Source organism: Shimazuella sp. NTD247, from assembly GCF_059510415.1.
In genome coordinates this window covers 1-20,366 of the sequence record NZ_JCAJZU010000010.1, presented here as the reverse complement: position 1 = coordinate 20,366, position 20,366 = coordinate 1, and the positions used below count along the sequence as shown (strand labels likewise).

The window sequence follows — 20,366 nt, the reverse complement described above, 5'->3', positions numbered from 1 at the left end:
ATACCTCCTGTCCCGTTTTGGTTTTCCAATTCTATAAGGAACCCTTTATGAAGGAGGTTATGCAGTGCTTAACCACCTTTTTTTCATCCACAAGAATAGATTTTCATTTTTATATAAGATGCACTATCCTCTTTTTGCGGTATTCTCCTCTGCATGTTTTCTCTCCCATCACATTCAAATTTTTTTAATTGGAAAATTGTATTGGTATTTAACCGAAAAATCAATGCAAAGTTATATAGATAATTTATTATTGCCCTTTTCAAATTATCTGAATATATTAAAGTGGGACACTTTGTTCTAGATCTTAAAACAGAACTAGATCGAAAAAAGAAGCTATCTCTGTTTAAAAACAAGATAGCTTGATAGGCATGCAATTTTACTTGGTGTCGAACATAGAATCAAGATAATAGACGGACACTAGCAAAATCTAAGTTACTTTTTTCGCAAAGTTTTTAATGCTTCACTCCATGCGGTTGTTTGATCTAACATAACATTGACATTATCAAGATGTAGATCAGCTGGTTTAAACGAAGTAAAATTCTCAAAGTCTGTGAATAAGGATAGTGTTGGATGTACTCGAACATCCGCTACCAATAATTCTCCTAAGATACCACGTAAATGCTCAGCTGCACGAGCACCTCCAGTTGAACCATAGCTCACAATGCCCGCAGCTTTATGATTCCATTCATCACGTGCAGAGTCCAGCGCATTTTTTAGCACGCCTGTAATACTATGGTTGTATTCTGCTACAATAAATACAAATCCATCCAAACTTGAAATTTTTTCTGTCCAAGCTTTTAATCCGGTTTCTTCCCCAGTGCCTTCCCCAAAAAATGGCAAATCATAATCTGCTATGTCAACTATCTCATAATTTGCATCTTCACGCTTATCTGCTATTTCTTTTACCCAATTACCTACTTGGGGACTTACACGTCCTTGACGGGTACTTCCTAATACAATCCCAATATTTAATCTTTCCATCGTTTTGCCTCCTGGCATTACTTCAATCAGAAATTTTTATGGACTGAACTCACGAACGAGCTCTGCTATAAAACAACTGCTAACACATTGTCACCACCTTTATTAAATCAAATTTCACTACTAAATTTCATATATCGTTTCATCTTTATTAGTATTTAACTTTTTCTTTACAAAGATGCTGAAAATCAACAAAGAAATGATTGCTGATACAATACAAACCGCATAACAGGAAGGAGTAACCGAAGTATTACGAAATCAACCCAAATACGATAGAACCCAATCCAATGCCTAAATCAAATGCTGTGAAAAAAGATGCATTAGCTACTCCTCTCTTCGAAGGAGAAACCATATTGATTATGGCTATTTAAAGTGTTGATTGAGCTGAAGCAAGAAAGATGGAATAATAATAATTTCTTCGCCATATTGATCTACAAATTTCCCAGCAACTGGTCGTGTAAACGTCAGAGCTATCGCATATATCAAAAAGAAAGTGCCTGAATTGACTTTGATCGATTGAGTGAATAATGGGATGAATGTAGTAATACCGCCGTATGTCAGTGCAATGAAAAAAATAACCACTTGAAAAAATCAAACTGAGAACCCACATTGAATTCAATATCTTGACTTCTTTCCATATTGTGCTATGATGGTGATAGTTACTAATAACTAACATTAAAGAGTGGTGGAATGATGCAGAAATCAGAAACAAGGACCGCAGACCGCATTTTACAGACAGCCATACAACTGATGAAGGACAAAGGTTTTAAAGCTGTTACCATTAGAGAAATTGCACAAAATGCACAAGTAAGCGAAATGACGATTTTCCGGTATTTTGAAACGAAAAAAAGGTTATTGGAGACCGCAATTGAAAAACACTCCGTTGTTACGTCATTCCAAAATCTTTTTGAAACCCAAATTACGTGGGATCTGGAAAAAGATTTGTATCTCATCGCTTCGACTTATTTGGATCAAATGGAAGCAAACCGTTCTATTTTCCTTATTTCTGTCCAAGAGCGAACGACAATGCCAGAGTTAAGTCATCATGTCTCAAATAATCCAAAAAAACTAAAACAATCCTTAGCTCACTATTTTCAAGTGATGAGTGAAAAAAAGAAAGTAAAAATCGAAGACCCAGATAAACAAGCAATCTCTTTCTTAACTTTCTTTTTTGGATATTTTGCTTCACTCACATTCCTAGAAAACCAATTTATTACGGATTCAAAGGAAGATTTTATCCAACATTGTGTGCAAACCTATTGCCGTGGTATCACCTAATTTTTTTTACTTTGAAATGTTAGTGATTAATAACTATCATTCATTCCTGCTGTCTCTTGTCGCTATCATTCATTGGTAGACAGAAGAGGCGGAAACGCCAATCCCTTACAGGAGTGATGTGTCATGACTGCAACACTTGTTTCCTATCTTGAAAAAAATCAAAATAGAGCCAAGATTTTTGCTGTTGGCCAATTTCTAGAAGATCATGTAACCGCAAACTGGGATGTTATCTTAACTGAGAAGAAAGCTCAGTTGGACCATGCATTTGCAACCGTAGGTGAACCTTCGTATGGAACCTATTTAAACTTTCTCTACCAAAAAATCCATTCCCAGTTGAAAGATGCTGGACTGCGAGTTTCTACCCGACTCCCTGGTGATATGGAAATTTCGAGAGAATGGGGAACAAACCCAGAGGAAACAGATCAGTATCGCTGCATGTGGAGTACATTGTATGAGCATGAAACGGATGAGCCACTTGGAACCATCGTCACTGTTTTGCCACATGATCATACACAGTTTCGCATACCAACAAAACCGCCTGTCTTCGCTTTAGCAGAAACAACCAAAGATGAAGTTGTAGCAACTCTGTCTAAACGGTATGCAGCATTCGATTTTGCTAATCTTCCTGAATTCCATGTTTATGTCGCTCAGTTAAGAGCCAATCAAAAGAATCAATAGTTTATCCTTCACCTCACTCTATCGGGTGAATCATCGGTTCAATTTCCAATAACTTTCATGAGGGTTTGGTCAAGAATGCAAAAAGCAAGTGAATCAGATCAATCAACGCTTAAAAAAGATGGATTTTCAGTAATACCTCCAACAAAATTGCATACATGAACGTTTTATGTTGAAGCACCATGTAATTTTACGGTTGAAGTCTATCATTAAGTAGATCGAAATAAGCGTTGACGAAAAAATTCCTTCATAGAAGTACCGTACTTTAAAATGCGGTACTTCACATTATATTTCAATTATTTTAAATATATAGTAGAGCAGAAAAAGGAGATCGACAAAATGAGTCCATCCTATTGGGGACCAAAGGCTGTAACGTTTTGGCTGGTAGGCGTTGTTACACTATTGATGTTGTATATAGGAGTAGAAGGGTTTCTTACTCCAGAAACGGCAATACAAAGTTTTGGCCTGCCATTGAAAGATGCCGTGGACAAATCCGTTGTTTGGATTAAAGCGGACCGTGATTTATTCATGGGAGTATTTTTACTAGCTTTGATGGTGCTTCGGATGAGAAAAGCATCCATGGTATTTTTATTAGCTGCAACAGGTATGCCTGTAGTTGATGCGACTGTAGTATTGCAAAATGCAGTAGATAAAACACTATCATGGGTTCACATTGTAACAGTAGTATACATGTTGATCGTGAGTTGGATGTTGTACCAACAAGAGAAAAAAGCAAAACATTTCAATGAATAAGAAAGCAGGAGGATGATCTCCTGTTTTCTGCATGTGTTCGCAATCATTATCCTACGCGATCCTTCCTTTTAATCCCCAAAAAAGAATAGCTTTTTTTAGTTTGGGAATTCTTTTGGCTTAGCTAGTAATTATGCTACACTTCGACTTCCAAACTAAGATTATCCATTGATCTCCTGCCAATAAGAAAATTCCCCATAATTATTAACTAGCACCGAAAAATTACTAATTCCACAAATTAGCTGACTATTATATAATTTCCTTGAACACTCCCATCCTAAGGAGCATGATGTTCGACAATTTCCTTCTTGCCACCCCTTCCTACAATCAGAAAAAAGGGAAAGTGGAAGCAACCTTCGAATTGTGTACGGATGAATCGTACAATAAGGGACATTCCTTTGAACTCAAGGGAAACGTAAAAGAAACAACTGCCAGCGGGATTGACTTTTTTGTATATGGCGCTACCTTGGAAATCAAATATGTTCGCTCGAATGGAATCGCTCCGCTTCCAAATGCATCTGCTTTCCAACTGATTACTCCCAATGACGGCACCTTTATTCGTTTTGAAGATAAAGTAGAATTCGAATTTGGTGTCCAGATCAAAAAGGGGCGAGAAACGATTCACGTTCGAAATTATAAGACGATCGATTTTACCAAGCTTTTCGAGCTCTGTTTTGTCCCACTCTCCGATTGGTGGAAGAAAGTCTAGAAGCATAGTGAAGTAGATCAGGAAGTCTCCTGATCATTTCGCCCACACAAATTTATGTGTGGGCGAAACTAATTTATATAATCGTATAATCAGGCTTGACCTTCACATGATGTGATAGTTTATGGTGATACCAAGACGATAGAAATATCCATTCTCAACTATGTGAAGGAGATTCTAAAATGATTTATCCAACAAATAAACAAACTCCTCGAGTTGCCCTTGTTACAGGGGGAAATAGAGGGATTGGCAAAGAAATATGCCGCCAATTAGCGGTCAAAGGTTACCACGTACTTGTCGGCAGCAGAGATGCAGACAAAGGCGCACTAGTAGTTACAGAAATAAAAACTACTGGACTAATGGCAGATCTGCAAATAATCGATGTTAATAACGCGGCAAGCATCAAAAAGATAGTAAATAAAATAAAAAGTGAATACGGGAGGCTGGATGTACTTGTAAATAATGCTGGCATCATCCTTGATAGAGGAGTATCTGTACTAGAAGTAGAGGAGGAAGTAGTAAAAGAAACATTTGAGACTAATTTTTTTGGTGTATTACGGCTTATACAGGCCGTTATTCCTATTATGAAACAACAAAATTACGGGCGCATCGTCAATCTGTCTTCTGGATTAGGAGCTTTTGAAATTTTAAGCGGGCAAGGTGCTATTCAAATGGGCGGATCAACTTCAGCTTATCGAATCTCAAAAACAATGCTAAATGCCTTAACGTGTTTAGCAGCTCAAGAGGGAGCAGATATTGGAATTAAAGTGAATGCAGTATGCCCAGGAAGAGTAAAAACCGATATGGGAGGTGCTGATGCACCTAGCACCGTGGCAGAGGGAGCAGATACTGCTGTTTGGTTAGCAACTTTGCAGGAAGACGAGCCTAATGGCGGTTATTTTCGCAATCGCCAGCCGATTGCATGGTAGTGATCCATCGGTTTGAATCCCTATTAGGGTTTAAATCACTATATTTGAATAAAAAAGAGGATACCCATGTGGTAGCCTCTACTTATGTTTATTGAACTGCTTTTTTCGCAATATCTGTACGATAGTGTGCTCCTTCAAAACGAACCAATTCTACCGTATGATAGGCAAGTTTTAAACTGTCAACAATCGTATCACCTAATGCTGTAATTCCTAGTACTCTGCCTCCAGCAGTAACGATTTTTCCGTTAACTTCTTTGGTACCAGCATGAATAATGACGGTATGATCTTCACCTTTTTCAGGAAAATGAATTTCCAACCCATTGGGATAGTTCCCAGGGTAACCAGGTGAAGTCATTACTACACAAACAGCGGCTTGTTCTTTCCATTCTATTTTTTGTTTGCTCAAGTTCCCTTCCACAACGGCAAGCAGCACATCTACCAAATCTGTTTTCAACCTAGGAAGGACGACTTGTGTCTCTGGATCACCAAATCTTGCATTGAATTCAATAACCTTGGGTCCGTCTGACGTGATCATCAAACCAGCATACAAAACTCCTTTGTATGTAATACCCTCTTGCTGAAAGGCGTCTGCCATCGGTTGGATAATCGTTTCAATCGCTTCATCAATTACCGTTTGGGGAATCTGTGGAACTGGTGAGTAAGCACCCATTCCGCCAGTATTTGGCCCTTTATCACCGTTATACACTGCTTTGTGATCTTGGGAAATCACCATAGGAGAAAAATTCGCACCATCTACAAATGCCATTAAAGAAACTTCTTGACCAAATAAACATTCTTCAATAACCACTTTGTCCCCTGCATCTCCAAAAACTTTTTTATCCATTGCTTCGATGATTGCTGACTCCGCTTCTTCCAGTGTTTGCGCAACAACTACGCCTTTTCCAGCAGCCAAACCATCTGCCTTAATAACAATCGGTGCACCCGCTTGTCTTACATAAGCTAATGCTTCCTCACTATCGGTAAATACTTCATATTTTGCTGTAGGAATATGATACTTTTTCATCATTTCTTTGGCGAATGTTTTACTGCCTTCAATCGCCGCAGCTGCTTTATTTGGACCAAAAATCGGTAAATTCAATTCTTCAAAGGTATCTACAAGTCCTTCTAATAATGGTAGTTCTGGACCGACAACCGTTAAATCGATACTATTTTCAATTGCAAATTGGGCTAGTTTTTCTTGTTCAGATACTCCAATAGCAACATTTTCTGCTATTAACCCCGTTCCAGCATTTCCTGGAGCACAATAAATCTTCGATACACGTTTGCTCTGCACCAACTTGTGTACAATCGCATGTTCACGACCGCCATTGCCAATTACTAATACCCGCATAAGTTCCTCCTAGTGTTTGAAGTGGCGCACGCCAGTAAAAATCATGGCAATTCCGTGTTTATTTGCTTCTACGATAGATTCCTCATCTCGAATGGAACCACCTGGCTGGATAATCGCACGAACACCTGCAACAGCAGCTTTTTCGACCGTGTCAGGCATTGGAAAGTAAGCATCCGATGCCAAAACTGCACCTTGCACAGCCTCTCCTGCTTGACGAATGGCAATCTCTGCTGATCCGACGCGATTCATTTGCCCTGCTCCAACTCCGATCGTTTTGTTATCTTTTGTTAGCACTATCGCATTGGATTTAACGTGTTTCACTACTTTCCAAGCAAATAACAATTCTTTCCATTCTTCTTCTGTTGGTGTACGATCAGTTGCTACTGTACACATTTCCCGGGTAATTTTTTTGGTATCTTGTTCTTGAATCAGTATTCCACCATCAATGGACGTAGTTTTCCAAGTGGACTCTGCCAAATCTGGAGAAATAGGTAATTCTAATAGACGTAGATTTTTCTTTTCACTGAGAATTTGTTTTGCTTCTTCGCTAAATGATGGAGCAATAATAATTTCTAAAAAGATTTTTTTCATTTCGGAAGCAGTTGCTGCATCGATGGATTGATTGGTAGCAATAATTCCACCAAAGATGGAAATTGGATCTGCTTCATAGGTGCGAGTATATGCCTCAAAAACAGTTTCTCCAATCGCTACTCCACAGGGATTCATGTGTTTGACTGCTACTACTGCTGGCTCTGTAAATTCTTTGACGATTTCAACTGCAGCATTCGCATCTTGAATGTTGTTATAGGATAGTTCTTTTCCTTGCAGTTGTTTTGCTGATACCAACTGATTTGGTTTAGTTAATGCTTCGCGATAATAAGCAGCCTCTTGATGAGGATTTTCCCCATAACGCAAAGTACTAACTTTCTCATAGGAAAGTGTAAGTTGTTCTGGTAAATCTTCTTGGCCTTCTGCGGTCAAGTAACTGGCGATTAAAGAGTCATATGCAGCAGTATGACGGAAAGTTTTCGCTGCTAATCGTTTCCGAGTAGCAAGGGTTGTTTCACCAGTTGCAGTTATCTCCTCTAATACTTGTTTATAATCAGCAGGATCTACAAGCACTGTCACATCATTGTGGTTTTTAGCTGCGGAACGAAGCATGGATGGTCCGCCAATATCAATGTTTTCAATTGCTTCTTCATACGTAAATCCTTCTTTGCTAATCGTCGCTTTAAAAGGGTATAAATTGACAATAACGAGGTCAATCATTTCAATGTCATTTTCTGCACAAGCCTGCATGTGAGATGATTTATCGCGAACAGCAAGCAATCCTCCATGAACTTTTGGATGTAATGTTTTCACTCTGCCATCCAGGATTTCGGGAAAACCGGTGACTTCAGATATTTGTGTTACTGCCAGCCCTTCCTGTTGCAACAATTTATATGTCCCACCAGTAGAAATAAGCTGTATATCTAACTCAGCAAGTTGTTTGGCTAAATCGACAATACCTGTTTTATCAGAAACACTAATAAGTGCACGACGCACGCTAGACATTTTATATCCTCCTAGTAATAAGCTGCTTCACTACTTCTGGATATAGTTTGTGTTCCACAGCTTGAATTTTTTGTGTAAATGTCACAAGCGTATCTTCTGGATTTATCGATACTGGAACTTGGGCAATAATTGGTCCAGTATCCATTCCTTCATCAACAAAATGAACCGTAACTCCGGAAACTTTCACGGGATATGCAAATGCACGTTCAATCGCATCTTTTCCGATGAAAGCAGGTAATAATGACGGGTGAATATTAACAATCCGCCCTTTGTATTGATATAAGAGTGTAGAACCAATCAAACGCATATAACCAGCCAAAATGATCCATTCGATTTGCTTTTCCTGCAAAACATCGAGAATCGCTTGCTCATATGCCTCTTTATTTGGAAATGATTTTGGTGATACGAGAAAATGCGGGACATCTAATCGCTCCGCACGATCCAATACTTTTGCACCTTCTCGATCTGTAATCAATAAGGATACTGGCTGCTCCCATTTTTCTTGTCTCGACTGTGTAACAATACTTTCAAAGTTGGAACCACTTCCTGAGGCAAAAACAGCAATGCTCATTTGTTATTTTCACCTGCCCATTGAAACCCAGCTTGTCCTTCGACAATCTCTCCAAGCCGATCAACGGTCTCCCCTAGTTCGGAAGCCCTCATCATCACTTTTTCTGCTTCTTCTTTTGAGACACAAATGACCATACCGATCCCCATATTAAAGGTACGAAACATATCTTCATTAGAAATATCCCCTGAATGCTGGATTCGACCAAATATTTCTGGAACATCCCAAGCAACAGGATCGATTTGTGCAGTTAATCCTTTCTGAAGCATGCGAGGTACGTTTTCTATCAAACCACCACCAGTAATATGCGCAGCACCCTTGATTGTAAATTCTTTCATCAGAGCTAACAGTGTTTTGACATAAATACGTGTTGGTGTCAACAGTTCTCTTGCAAGTTCCAAATCGATTCCATCAGCAAATAACACATGCCTTGCCAGCGAAAAACCATTGCTATGCAATCCATTGGAGGCAAGTCCAATTAACACGTCTCCTGCTTTTATACTAGAACCATCAATAAATTTATCCTTTTCCACTACGCCTACACAAAATCCAGCGATATCATACTCTCCTTTGGCATACATCCCTGGCATTTCAGCTGTTTCTCCACCAATCAAGGAGCATCCAGCATCCACACATCCATCAGCGATCCCTTTGACCACTGCTTCTGCCTGCGCAGGCTGCAATTTTCCCGTCGCCAAATAATCCAAAAAAAATAGCGGTTCTGCTCCCTGAACTACGAGATCATTGACACACATTGCAACACAATCAATGCCGATAGAATCATGAAGATCAGTAGCAAAAGCTAATTTCAGCTTTGTTCCTACTCCATCTGTAGCAGAAACCAAGATCGGATTTTCATATTTTCCAAGTGCAAATGCACCGCCAAACCCGCCGATATCTCCTAATACTTCTGGACGATAGGTTCGTTTTACGTGAGCACGAATTCGTTCTACTGTTTCGTTTCCTGCATCGATATCTACACCAGCTTGTTTGTATGCTTCACTCATACGATTTCCTCCGCTTTGGTCGCTTCATACAACTTTGTAGGATATTCTCCTGTAAAACAGGCTAAACAATGACCACGATTTTTTTCATTGGATTGTCTGCCAATCGCTTCTATCATTCCTTCGGCACTTAAAAAAGCCAACGAATCAGCATTGATTATTTCGCAGATCTCCTCCACTGTGTGATTGGAGGCAATCAGTTGATCACGATCAGCTGTATCAATACCATAAAAACAAGGATTTTTAACAGGCGGTGAACTAATTCTCACATGTACTTCTGTAGCTCCAGCTTCCCGCAACAAGTTCACGATTCTGCGGCAGGTGGTTCCCCGTACGATCGAATCATCCACCATAACAACCCGCTTACCTTCCACTACTTTTCGAACAGCACTTAACTTCATTTTGACACCTTGCTCACGTAACTCTTGGCTTGGTTGAATAAACGTTCGTCCAACATAACGATTTTTAATAAGTCCAAGTTCGTATGGAATACCGGTTGCTTCGGAAAAACCAATTGCAGCAGATGTACTTGAATCAGGGACACCTGTGATGACATCAACTTCCACAAATGCTTCTTTTGCTAATTGTCTGCCTAGACGTTTGCGGGCAGTGTGTACATTGATTCCACTAATATCGCTATCTGGACGAGCAAAATAAATATATTCAAAGGAACAGATAGATGTTTCTTTTGGCTCCGAGAATCTTGTCACTCTCATTTCGTTATCAGGGCTGATAACTAACAACTCTCCTGGTTCAATCTCACGAATAAAGGTTGCTCCAATTGTATCGAAAGCGCATGTTTCAGAAGAAAACACATAGGAATCGCCCAACTTGCCAATTGCTAACGGCCGCAAAGCATGTGGATCTTGCGCAACAAACAATTGATCATTGGTTAAAATCAATAATGCATAAGCCCCGACAAGCTGGTTTAATGTTTCCTTGACTGCATCTTCCAATGTGTCAGCAGTCGATCTTGCAATCAAATGCGCAATTGCTTCTGTGTCTGTAGTCGTTTGAAAAATAGATCCATTCGCTTCTAATTCTTTGCGCAGTTTGTCCCCGTTAACCAAATTTCCGTTTGTGGCAATTGCTATTTCCCCTTTGGCATAGTTGAACACCAAAGGCTGAACATTTGCTAGTGTACTCGCTCCAGTAGTTGAATAGCGAACATGTCCAATCGCAGTCGAACCTTTTAATCCAGCAATTCGTTCCGAACTGAATACTTCTGTAACCAAACCCATGTCACGATGAACATGAAACTTCTGTCCATCCGTTGTAACAATACCAGCGCTTTCTTGTCCACGATGCTGTAATGCATGCAGCCCATAGTAAGTAAGTCTAGCTGCATCATGATGACCTACTATGCCAAATACGCCACATTCTTCATTTAATTCGTCGAAGATGCTGTCATCTTGCATGGTATCGCCTCTTCCCAAAGATTGGTTAATGATGCTACAGCATGATCAATCACAAGCTTTTTATTTACATTTATGGTGAGGGTTCCATCTGTTACTTTACCGATTTCTTGAACAGGCACATCAAACTGCTTCATCACAGCAATTACTTGGGATACTTTATCTTTGGATACAGAGAGTAATACCCTTGATTGTGTTTCGCTGTAAAGATAATGCGATACGTCTTCTGCTGTTTCTAGATGCACTTCTGCTCCAAGATTTCCGCTTATACAAGATTCTGCAATTGCTAAGGCAATACCGCCTTCCGAAACATCATGTGCCGATTGCACCAATCCTTGGCGGATTACAGAGAGCACTGCTTGCTGCAAAGCTTTTTCTTTTTTACTATCGAGTTTTGGGGAACGACCACTGATTACACCTGCATAAACCTGCTGTAATTCACTGCCACCCAGTTCTATTTCTGTATCTCCTAAGAAGAGTAAAACATCATCTGCTTGCTTGAATGCCCCAGTTGTTATATGTTCTCGTTTTTCCACTAATCCAACCATGCCCACGACAGGAGTAGGATAAATCGGCTGTCCTTTGGTTTCGTTATACAAACTTACATTACCACCAACTACTGGTGTTTGGAGTTCATGGCACATTTCACTCATTCCGTCGATTGCTTTCGACAACTGCCAATAAACTTCTGGCTTTTCTGGGCTGCCAAAATTCAAGCAGTCGGTGATTCCCAACGGCTGTGCACCAGAACAGACTACATTTCTCGCTGATTCAGCAACAGCAATCCGCCCACCATTTACTGGATCAAGGTAAACATATCGTCCATTTCCATCCGTACTCATTGCCAAAGCTTTTTCAGTATCACGAATGACTACAACTGCTGCATCTGATCCTGGGCGCACTGCTGTACTTGTCCGCACCATAAAATCGTACTGCTGATATACATATTTTTTGCTCGCCATATTTGGAGATTGTAAAATTTTCACCAATGCTTCTTGAGCATCGATATTTTGCAAGGAAGCTACTGGGTCAACTGTTTCGTTTTCTATATAGTAAGCTGGAACTTTTTCTTCCCGCACATAAATAGGTGCATCATCCACAAGTGTGTTCACAGGAATATCTGCTACCAATTTACCATGCTGGAACAAACGATACTGATTGCCATCTGTTACATGACCAATTACTGCAGACTGTAATCCCCATTTATCACAAATTGCTATAACCTCTGATTCTCTACCTTTTTCCACAACCAACAGCATCCGCTCTTGGGATTCCGATAACATGATCTCATAGGAAGTCATGCCTGTTTCTCGCTGTGGTACAAGGTCTAAATTTAAATCTAACCCTTGTCCTCCCTTTGCTGCCATTTCAGCACTGGAACAAGTAAGACCTGCCGCACCCATGTCTTGAATTCCAAGCAACATGTTTTGTTCTACCATTTCTAAACATGCTTCTAACAGGAGCTTTTCCATAAATGGATCGCCAACTTGCACAGCTGAACGTTTTTCTTCGGATTCTTCGTTTAACTCCTCTGATGCAAAAGTTGCTCCATGAATACCATCACGGCCTGTACTCGCACCCACATAAATCACTGGGTTACCAGTACCTACAGCAACACCTTTTTGTAAATCACCATGATTGATAATACCAACACACATTGCATTTACGAGAGGATTGCCATCATATGCGTTATCAAATACAACTTCTCCACCGATTGTCGGAATACCAATACAGTTGCCGTAGTGTGCAATGCCTGCAACAACGTTATCAAACAGGTAACGTACTTGCGAAGAATCCAAGTCTCCAAATCGCAGCGAATTCAATAATGCTACTGGACGTGCACCCATGGAGAAAACATCACGAATGATTCCCCCAACACCCGTTGCAGCACCTTGGAAAGGTTCGACAGCAGAAGGGTGGTTATGACTTTCAATTTTAAACACAACTGCTTGCTCATCGCCGATATCAATTACTCCTGCACCTTCACCAGGACCGAGCAATATTTTTTCACCTGTCGTTGGAAACTTCTTTAAGAGTGGCTTCGAATTTTTATAACTACAGTGTTCGGACCACATCACACTGTAAATACCTACTTCTGTCCAATTAGGCAAACGTCCTAAGTGCCCGATAATATTTTCAAATTCCTCTGTAGTTAAGCCCATTTCTTTATATAGTTGTTGATCGCGAATTTGTTCAGCGGTAGGTTCCATCATGATGCACGATTCTCCTTCCAGTAAGCTAACATTGAAGTAAATAATTTCGCTCCATCAGCGGAACCCATCCAATCGACTATCGCTCTTTCCGGGTGCGGCATCATTCCTAATACATTTCCTTTTTCATTGATGATACCAGCAATATTAGCAATTGCCCCATTTGGGTTCTTCCCTGCATAACGGAATAAAATTCGCCCACTCTCTTCGAGTTGCTTTAGTGTTGTCTCATCACAAAAATAGTTTCCTTCTGCATGGGCAATCGGAATTTGTACTGTTTCTCCTTGCACATAATGTTTGGTAAATGGAGAATTTGTACTTTCTACAGAAAGAGGTTCGATTTCACAACGAAATTGCAAATGATCGTTACGCATCAATGCACCAGGAAGCAATCCAGCTTCTGTCAAGATTTGAAATCCATTGCAGATGCCAACTACTAACTTCCCAGCCACTGCTTCTTTTTTCACAGCATCCATCACAGGAGAAAAAGTAGCAAGTGATCCACAGCGTAAATAATCCCCATAGGAAAATCCACCAGGTAAAAATATTGCATCATAGGAAGATAAATCAGATTCTTGGTGCCATACTGGCTGAACTTCTGCTCCTAATACATCTTCGATTGCATGTACTAAGTCCATATCACAATTGGAACCTGGAAACACTACAACAGCGGATCGCATGCTTAAACCTCCTCTAGTTCAAAGCGAAAGTTTTCAATCACTGGATTCGAAAACAATTTTTCACACATTGCAGTAACTGCTTTTTCTGCTGCTGCTCGATCGTTCGCGTTTAGTGATACTTCCAAACGCTTCCCAATCCGCACATCAGATACTTCGGTATATCCCATCGTGTGAAGCGACCCTTTTACTGCTACTCCTTGTGGATCTAACACACTCTCTTTTAACGTCACATATATTGTTGCTTTATACATGTTGCCCGCCTCCCAATCGTTTATCTATTTCTTGATATGCCTCCAACACATTACCTAGATCACGCCGAAAGCGGTCTTTGTCCAACTTATCACCAGAATCTAAATCCCAAAACCGGCAAGTATCAGGGGAAATCTCATCAGCGAGTAAAACTTGATTGTATTGATCGATACCAAACTCCAATTTAAAATCAACGAGACGAATTCTGCGTTCTTCCATATGCTTGGACAAAATTTTATTGATCAAAAGTGCTTGTTCTTTCAATTGCTTTACAATTTCTTCTGTAGCAATATTTAACGCATAAATGTGATCTTCGATAATTAAAGGATCTCCGAGACTATCGTCCTTGTAATAAAACTCTACAATCGGAAAGGGTAAGGCTTTTCCTTCTTCTAAGCCTAATCTTTTTGCAAAACTACCCGCAGTAATATTACGGACAACAACTTCCAAAGGGATGATGGTTACTTTTTTTACAAGTTGCTCCAATGTTGAGAGGCGTTCTAAGAAATGACTTTCTACTCCGTTTTCTGCGAGAAGTTCGAAAAAGTAGCTGGTAATTTTATTGTTTAATGCACCTTTTCCGTCCAATACTTCTTTTTTTTCTCCATTAAATGCAGTAGCAGTATCTTTGTATTGCACGAGTAATACATTTGGATCTTTGGTAGAAAAAAGTTTTTTGGCTTTTCCTTCGTACATTAGCACTCCCATCAGTAGTCCCCCTATAGTCCAAGCCGTTCAAATATGAAATCAACTCGGGCTAAATGATGTCGATAATCAAAGCAATCTGCAATTTCATCCTTTGATAGGTGTCCCGTGATAAATTCATCTTTTTCCACAAGACCGCGGAAAGAAGTTTGTTCTTCCCATGCTTGCATCGCTAATGCTTGTACCCGATCATATGCTTTTTCTCTTGTTAATCCCTTATCAATTAGCGTAAGTAAAACACGTTGCGAATAAATAAGTCCAAAAGTACGATCCATATTACGTTTCATATTTTCTGGGAACACTCGAATATCGCGAATAATATTTGTAAATCGGTTCAACATATAGTTTAGTAAAATGGTCGCATCTGGAAGAATGACACGTTCAACAGATGAATGAGATATATCTCGTTCATGCCACAGCGGAACATTTTCATAAGCAGACACCATATGACCACGCACAATACGAGCCAATCCGGAAATATTTTCACAGCCAATCGGATTTCGTTTGTGAGGCATTGCAGAAGATCCCTTTTGTCCTTTGCCAAAAGGTTCTTCCACTTCTCTCGTTTCACTTTTTTGAAGGCCGCGTATTTCGGTAGCAAACTTATCCAATGATGTAGCAACTAGTGCTAATGTTGCCATGTAGTTTGCATGGCGATCACGCTGCAGGGTTTGTGTGGATATGGATGCCGTCTCCAAGCCAAGATGTTCGCATACAAATTTTTCTACAAATGGATCAATATTTGCATACGTTCCAACCGCGCCAGACATTTTACCGACTCGCACTGTCTCGATCGCATCAACCAAACGTTCACGATTGCGTTTCATTTCCTCATACCAAAGAGCCATTTTCAATCCAAAAGTAGTAGGCTCAGCATGCACACCATGTGTACGACCCATCATCACGGTATATTTATATTGTTTTGCTTGATTGCCAAGCACCTCGATCAAACGATCGACATCTTTGAGCAAAATTTCATTAGCTTGACGCAATAAATAAGATAGTGCAGTGTCTACAACATCCGTTGAAGTCAAGCCATAATGAACCCATTTGGATTCATCTCCTAACGTTTCAGATACTGCACGTGTGAAAGCAACCACATCATGACGAGTCTCTTGTTCGATTTCCAAGATGCGGTTTACATCAAATGCAGCATTTTTTCTGATCAGCACTACTTCTTCTTTCGGAATAATACCGAGTTCAGCCCATGCTTCACATGCTAAGATTTCTACTTCTAGCCAAGCTTGAAAACGATTTTGATCTGTCCAAATGGAAGCCATTTCTTCACGAGAATAACGGTTAATCAACGGTATACCCCTTTTCTTTGGTCCAAACTGCTTTTTGTTCTTTATCTGATAAGGCTGGACATATGTTTAATTGATCTAATTGTGACAAGCCTTCAGCAATATTTTCTGTTAAAAGTGTGATGTGACCCATTTTTCGACCTTTTTTTGCTTCTGTTTTGCCATACCAATGGCATTTCATATTTGTGGGTATGTCACCAAACGTTTGGAAAAAAGCTTCTTGATGTTCGCCTAATAAGTTCATCATAATAGCGGATTGATAAAGTGCAGGTTGAATAAGTGGTAAGCCAATAACTGCTCGAATCATCTGTTCAAATTGCGAAGGATTACAAGCGTCGTACGTGTAATGACCTGAATTATGAGGACGTGGAGCCAATTCATTGATATAGAGATGTCCATCAGCATGTAAAAACATCTCAACTGCCAAGAGTCCTACGATCTCCATATGTTCCGCGATCTGTGTAGCTAAACGTACAGCTCGCTGACGCGTTTCATCTGTAACCGTAGCTGGTGCAATAGAAAGATGAAGAATATGATTTCGGTGTAAATTAACAGCTGGTGGAAATGCTTGAATTTCCCCAGTAACACTTCTTGCCACGACAACGGAAATTTCCTTTAGAAAAGGGATAAATTTTTCTAAGATATAGGTTTGGGACTCGATATTGTTCTCTTTTGTCCAAGCAGTCACATCATCTGTGGAGTGAAAAATCCATTGACCTTTTCCGTCATAGCCGCCAGTAACTGTTTTTAAAACTGCAGGTAATCCAATTTTATCCACTGCCATTTGTAGTTCTTCCACAAACGCTACTTCGGCATAAGGTGCAACAGGCGCTCCAGCACGCTCAATTGCGGCTTTCTCTGTTAAACGATGCCTTGTTACTTCTAATAATCTACTGCCTTGTGGTACTGGCTTCTGTGCTTCTAAACGTTGTACCACTTTCGGATCAATATTTTCAAATTCATAAATGATTAAATCTGATAAAGAAGCTAATTGGTCTGCTGCTGTTAAATCATCAAATGATGCTTGAATATGATGATCGGAAACTTGTACTCCTGGAGCATCTTTCGCAGGGTCTAGGGTGACAAAACGATAACCCATCTTTCTGCCTTCTAGGATTACCATTCGGCCTAATTGCCCACCACCTAAAACTCCGATGGTTTGCCCTGGTAAGAGGTTACTCATGTTAGTTCCCCCTCTTCAAGTACCTTTTGTCTTGTTTGTTGTCTTCTATTTTGTAGTTTTTGTTGTACTTCTTCATTAAATGTTCCAATGATCTGTGCTGCTAGTAATCCGGCATTGGTAGCCCCTGCATTTCCTATTGCTACGGTTGCTACTGGCACACCGCCAGGCATTTGCACAATGGATAAAAGGGAATCCATCCCACTTAATGCAGAACTTTTTACTGGCACGCCAATCACAGGCAGTATGGTCTTCGCTGCTACCATTCCCGGTAAATGCGCAGCACCACCTGCGCCAGCGATAATTACTTTGATTCCTCTGTCCATCGCAGATTCAGCATAGCTAAACATCTCATCCGGCGTACGATGTGCAGACACTACTTTTTTTTCATAAGAAATTTGTAATTCTTCTAGTACATCACAAGCTAATTTCATTGTTGGCCAATCCGAAGTACTGCCCATAATTACTCCAACACGTACCATCATTCGCCTCCATAAAAAAACCCAAACAGTGCATTCCAGAAGCTTTATTCTTTGCTTCGCGAAATCCTATCCTATTTAGGTAGTGTTAGCTTCATTTACAACATGTTTAGTGTATCAACCTTTGGAAACCAAGTCAAACAAAAAAACGAACGACTAAAGGATATTGATCCTTTAATGTTCGTGAAAACGCACTTTATTCCATAGATAGATATGTTTTCACACACGAAAACTATTCAAAATAGGAGATAATATCCATTTTTAATACCAATAATTATTGAGCTATTTGACTGACTACTATTCATTTATGTACTAAAAAAATACAAAGGTTTTCCCAAAAGAATTCACTAAACTGTTAACAACAATTAGAAAATTAGGTCTAGTTGATCAACTTTTTGTTGATATCTGGGTTTATTTATTAAATAATAGAAGAAATTAGCGAAAACTAGTAAAAAGGGGTTTTGGATTTGTTTAAACAAGTGGTACATATTGTGAGTAACGAGGCAAACTCAATGGATTTAATGGAATATATGGAGTTTTTAGTCGAGGAAGTAGTTCCAAAAGTTCTTTTATTGCCTGGAGTCGTCAAAGCCGATGTGACGAAATTAACACAGATGACCATTACCCCAGAACTGCACCAAGTAGAGAGTAATAAAAATTACCTGCAAGTACAAGTTTACTATAAAGATGAAGAAGCATATAAAGACATCACTTCAAATGTAATTGATAATGATTTAATGCTAATTTTAACAGAGGGAATAGATTTTATTAAGATACATAGCGGATTCCAATATACTTTTGAAAAATATTAACTTATATGTATTTCATAACATACTGACATATGAAATAAAATCTCATTCATTTTATTCCCATTGGTGTCTGGACAACAGGTGTTGCCCAGACAAGAAAGCGATTACTTTTTACCAAACACCCAACAAGATCCTTTTCTAGAGACTGAACAATTCGCCAGCCGTTTAATCTTACAGATTGGCATCTTTTGTGGATCATTGTCTTGGTAAACAACAATCTCCTGATTCAGAGGTGTATTCTGATCAAAGAGCTTAAGTTCTCTGGATCCTTCATCATAAACAGTCACAGAATCATCGCGAAGACAAATAGCATACATGCCGAGAGGGGGAGATACAGAGAGATTAGAAGCACTGATTCCCCCCCACTTTATCTTTGTATTTACTTCAAGAGCCCAAAAATTCTGCACCGAATACTTTAGGGGGATCTTTTTAAACCTAGTAAACATGATGTGTTCCTGTTCTTCTAAATGGGATGAATTTCATCCTCTTATATATTATATACAGTGATTTCAAATGGATCAATTATTTATATGAGAATATTAATAATATTCTCTTTAGTATGTAGACAATTTCATAGAGCAAATCAACAAACCATACAATATGCTCTATTCAAATTACAAACGTTAGTGTTGCCTAGACAAATTATCATCTAGGCAACTTTTCATTAACTCTTTATCTCTGTTGTAGTTGAATGAATCCAGATTTCCTCAATTCCCTTCGCAACACTATCAGTATCAAGCAAACGTTCCACTGTGCAGATTAGAAGACTTCTCGGATTACTGTTTTCGTTAACCAATACTTTATTTTTACCAGGAGGAAAAGAGCTTTCTGTAACTACCTTGATCACATTCTTTACATCTCCCTTAATCAGCACTTTATAAACAGTTACACTTTTTGATGTGATGCGGATTGCATAGTAAAAAGAACTTTTTGATTTACTCGAAAATGATGGGATCAATCGTCGATCAGAAGGTTTACCCCATCTAATCCTATCATTTCCACAAACCCTCCATGTTTGTTTTTTATTATTTGGAGGGAAAAATGGAACGAGTGCCATGAGAAAATCCTTTCTCTCCAAAAAAGACTGATTATTCAGTCTACACTAATTGTATAGGAAACCTCTAAAAAATGCAAAATGATTAAATATGAGTCTAATAAGCTGTATGATCCTAATTATCTCTATTATTTTTTATTTATGCTCGAACAAGTATGTTCCAAATAAATTAATGGATAGTCTGTTCTTTGTGTTTTACTGTACAAATTAGTATCTTATTTTCACAACAATAAACGAGGTGAATTCCGTTTATTGTTGTCGGAGAATCTATCTTCCATTTCTTAACCAGATCACTTCTTATAGTGTGCTTTTTTCTCTATAAAAAAGTCATGCCTTCTTTTTAACTTATCAATTAAATTTAACTTTATCAATACTGTATTAATATTTAGTTTCTTCTGTCCACTCAGGATTGCTCCATACCATCTAACAGATAAAACTACAATTTCTTAAAATCAAAAAACCCACCGTAAACGGTAGGTTTTTATTTT

The 20,366-nt window shown here is 39.2% G+C and carries 20 protein-coding genes and 1 pseudogene; 6 read left to right on the top strand and 15 right to left on the bottom strand.

What is annotated here, in order from left to right:
• Positions 1–432 precede the first annotated feature (432 nt).
• Positions 433–981, bottom strand: coding sequence for an NADPH-dependent FMN reductase (locus AC5WOC_RS19830; RefSeq protein ID WP_496057154.1), 549 nt, complete (start codon positions 979–981; stop codon positions 433–435).
• A gap of 250 nt (positions 982–1,231) precedes the next feature.
• A pseudogene (locus AC5WOC_RS19825) lies at positions 1,232–1,560 on the bottom strand (MFS transporter); the annotation flags it as partial.
• Between the two features lie 108 nt (positions 1,561–1,668).
• Between AC5WOC_RS19825 and AC5WOC_RS19820 the strand changes: the two are divergent.
• From AC5WOC_RS19820 to AC5WOC_RS19800, 5 genes are all read left to right on the top strand, one after another.
• Positions 1,669–2,256 (top strand): TetR/AcrR family transcriptional regulator, encoded by a 588-nt coding sequence (locus tag AC5WOC_RS19820; protein WP_496057153.1) that lies wholly within the window; start codon positions 1,669–1,671, stop codon positions 2,254–2,256.
• Between the two features lie 123 nt (positions 2,257–2,379).
• Positions 2,380–2,934, top strand: a complete 555-nt coding sequence (locus tag AC5WOC_RS19815; RefSeq protein ID WP_496057152.1) for a DUF6022 family protein — start codon at positions 2,380–2,382, stop codon at positions 2,932–2,934.
• Positions 2,935–3,270: 336 nt separating this feature from the next.
• Complete coding sequence (locus AC5WOC_RS19810; protein ID WP_496057151.1) at positions 3,271–3,684, top strand: DUF4267 domain-containing protein; 414 nt, start codon at positions 3,271–3,273, stop codon at positions 3,682–3,684.
• A gap of 283 nt (positions 3,685–3,967) precedes the next feature.
• Positions 3,968–4,390: a hypothetical protein gene (locus tag AC5WOC_RS19805; protein ID WP_496057150.1), complete on the top strand. Its 423-nt coding sequence runs from the start codon at positions 3,968–3,970 to the stop codon at positions 4,388–4,390.
• A gap of 179 nt (positions 4,391–4,569) precedes the next feature.
• A complete protein-coding gene (locus AC5WOC_RS19800; protein ID WP_496057149.1) occupies positions 4,570–5,316 on the top strand; it encodes an SDR family oxidoreductase in 747 nt (248 codons plus the stop codon).
• Positions 5,317–5,404: 88 nt separating this feature from the next.
• On the opposite strand, the gene purD is transcribed toward AC5WOC_RS19800, so the two are convergent.
• The 12 genes from purD to purE are packed head-to-tail and all read right to left on the bottom strand — an operon-like array spanning position 5,405 to position 18,021.
• Positions 5,405–6,667 carry a phosphoribosylamine--glycine ligase gene (gene purD, locus AC5WOC_RS19795; RefSeq protein ID WP_496057148.1) on the bottom strand — a complete coding sequence of 421 codons (1,263 nt, stop codon included), beginning with the start codon at positions 6,665–6,667 and terminating at the stop codon, positions 5,405–5,407.
• A 9-nt stretch (positions 6,668–6,676) separates the two neighbouring features.
• Positions 6,677–8,221 (bottom strand): bifunctional phosphoribosylaminoimidazolecarboxamide formyltransferase/IMP cyclohydrolase, encoded by a 1,545-nt coding sequence (purH, locus tag AC5WOC_RS19790; RefSeq protein ID WP_496057147.1) that lies wholly within the window; start codon positions 8,219–8,221, stop codon positions 6,677–6,679.
• Position 8,222: 1 nt separating this feature from the next.
• A complete protein-coding gene (gene purN, locus AC5WOC_RS19785; protein WP_496057146.1) occupies positions 8,223–8,792 on the bottom strand; it encodes a phosphoribosylglycinamide formyltransferase in 570 nt (189 codons plus the stop codon).
• Positions 8,789–9,796 carry a phosphoribosylformylglycinamidine cyclo-ligase gene (gene purM, locus AC5WOC_RS19780; protein WP_496057145.1) on the bottom strand — a complete coding sequence of 336 codons (1,008 nt, stop codon included), beginning with the start codon at positions 9,794–9,796 and terminating at the stop codon, positions 8,789–8,791. The genes purN and purM overlap by 4 nt, the downstream gene beginning before the upstream one ends.
• Positions 9,793–11,211, bottom strand: coding sequence for an amidophosphoribosyltransferase (gene purF / locus AC5WOC_RS19775; protein WP_496057144.1), 1,419 nt, complete (start codon positions 11,209–11,211; stop codon positions 9,793–9,795). The genes purM and purF overlap by 4 nt, the downstream gene beginning before the upstream one ends.
• Entirely contained in the window at positions 11,181–13,421 is a 2,241-nt protein-coding gene (purL, locus tag AC5WOC_RS19770; RefSeq protein ID WP_496057143.1) for a phosphoribosylformylglycinamidine synthase subunit PurL, read from the bottom strand. The genes purF and purL overlap by 31 nt, the downstream gene beginning before the upstream one ends.
• Positions 13,418–14,098: a phosphoribosylformylglycinamidine synthase subunit PurQ gene (purQ, locus tag AC5WOC_RS19765; protein ID WP_496057142.1), complete on the bottom strand. Its 681-nt coding sequence runs from the start codon at positions 14,096–14,098 to the stop codon at positions 13,418–13,420. Before purQ ends, purL begins: the two co-directional genes overlap by 4 nt.
• A gap of 2 nt (positions 14,099–14,100) precedes the next feature.
• Complete coding sequence (gene purS, locus AC5WOC_RS19760; protein WP_496057141.1) at positions 14,101–14,349, bottom strand: phosphoribosylformylglycinamidine synthase subunit PurS; 249 nt, start codon at positions 14,347–14,349, stop codon at positions 14,101–14,103.
• Positions 14,342–15,055, bottom strand: coding sequence for a phosphoribosylaminoimidazolesuccinocarboxamide synthase (purC, locus tag AC5WOC_RS19755; RefSeq protein WP_496057140.1), 714 nt, complete (start codon positions 15,053–15,055; stop codon positions 14,342–14,344). The genes purS and purC overlap by 8 nt, the downstream gene beginning before the upstream one ends.
• An 11-nt stretch (positions 15,056–15,066) precedes the next feature.
• A complete protein-coding gene (gene purB / locus AC5WOC_RS19750; protein ID WP_496057139.1) occupies positions 15,067–16,359 on the bottom strand; it encodes an adenylosuccinate lyase in 1,293 nt (430 codons plus the stop codon).
• Positions 16,352–17,539, bottom strand: coding sequence for a 5-(carboxyamino)imidazole ribonucleotide synthase (gene purK / locus AC5WOC_RS19745; protein WP_496057138.1), 1,188 nt, complete (start codon positions 17,537–17,539; stop codon positions 16,352–16,354). Before purK ends, purB begins: the two co-directional genes overlap by 8 nt.
• Positions 17,536–18,021 carry a 5-(carboxyamino)imidazole ribonucleotide mutase gene (purE, locus tag AC5WOC_RS19740; protein WP_496057137.1) on the bottom strand — a complete coding sequence of 162 codons (486 nt, stop codon included), beginning with the start codon at positions 18,019–18,021 and terminating at the stop codon, positions 17,536–17,538. The genes purK and purE overlap by 4 nt, the downstream gene beginning before the upstream one ends.
• Positions 18,022–18,482: 461 nt before the next feature.
• Between purE and AC5WOC_RS19735 the strand changes: the two genes are divergently transcribed.
• On the top strand, positions 18,483–18,827 hold the full coding sequence (locus tag AC5WOC_RS19735; RefSeq protein WP_496057136.1) for a hypothetical protein: 345 nt from the start codon (positions 18,483–18,485) through the stop codon (positions 18,825–18,827).
• Positions 18,828–19,488: 661 nt separating this feature from the next.
• Here the strand turns inward: AC5WOC_RS19735 and AC5WOC_RS19730 are convergent.
• A complete protein-coding gene (locus tag AC5WOC_RS19730) occupies positions 19,489–19,881 on the bottom strand; it encodes a hypothetical protein (RefSeq protein ID WP_496057135.1) in 393 nt (130 codons plus the stop codon).
• Positions 19,882–20,366 lie beyond the last annotated feature (485 nt).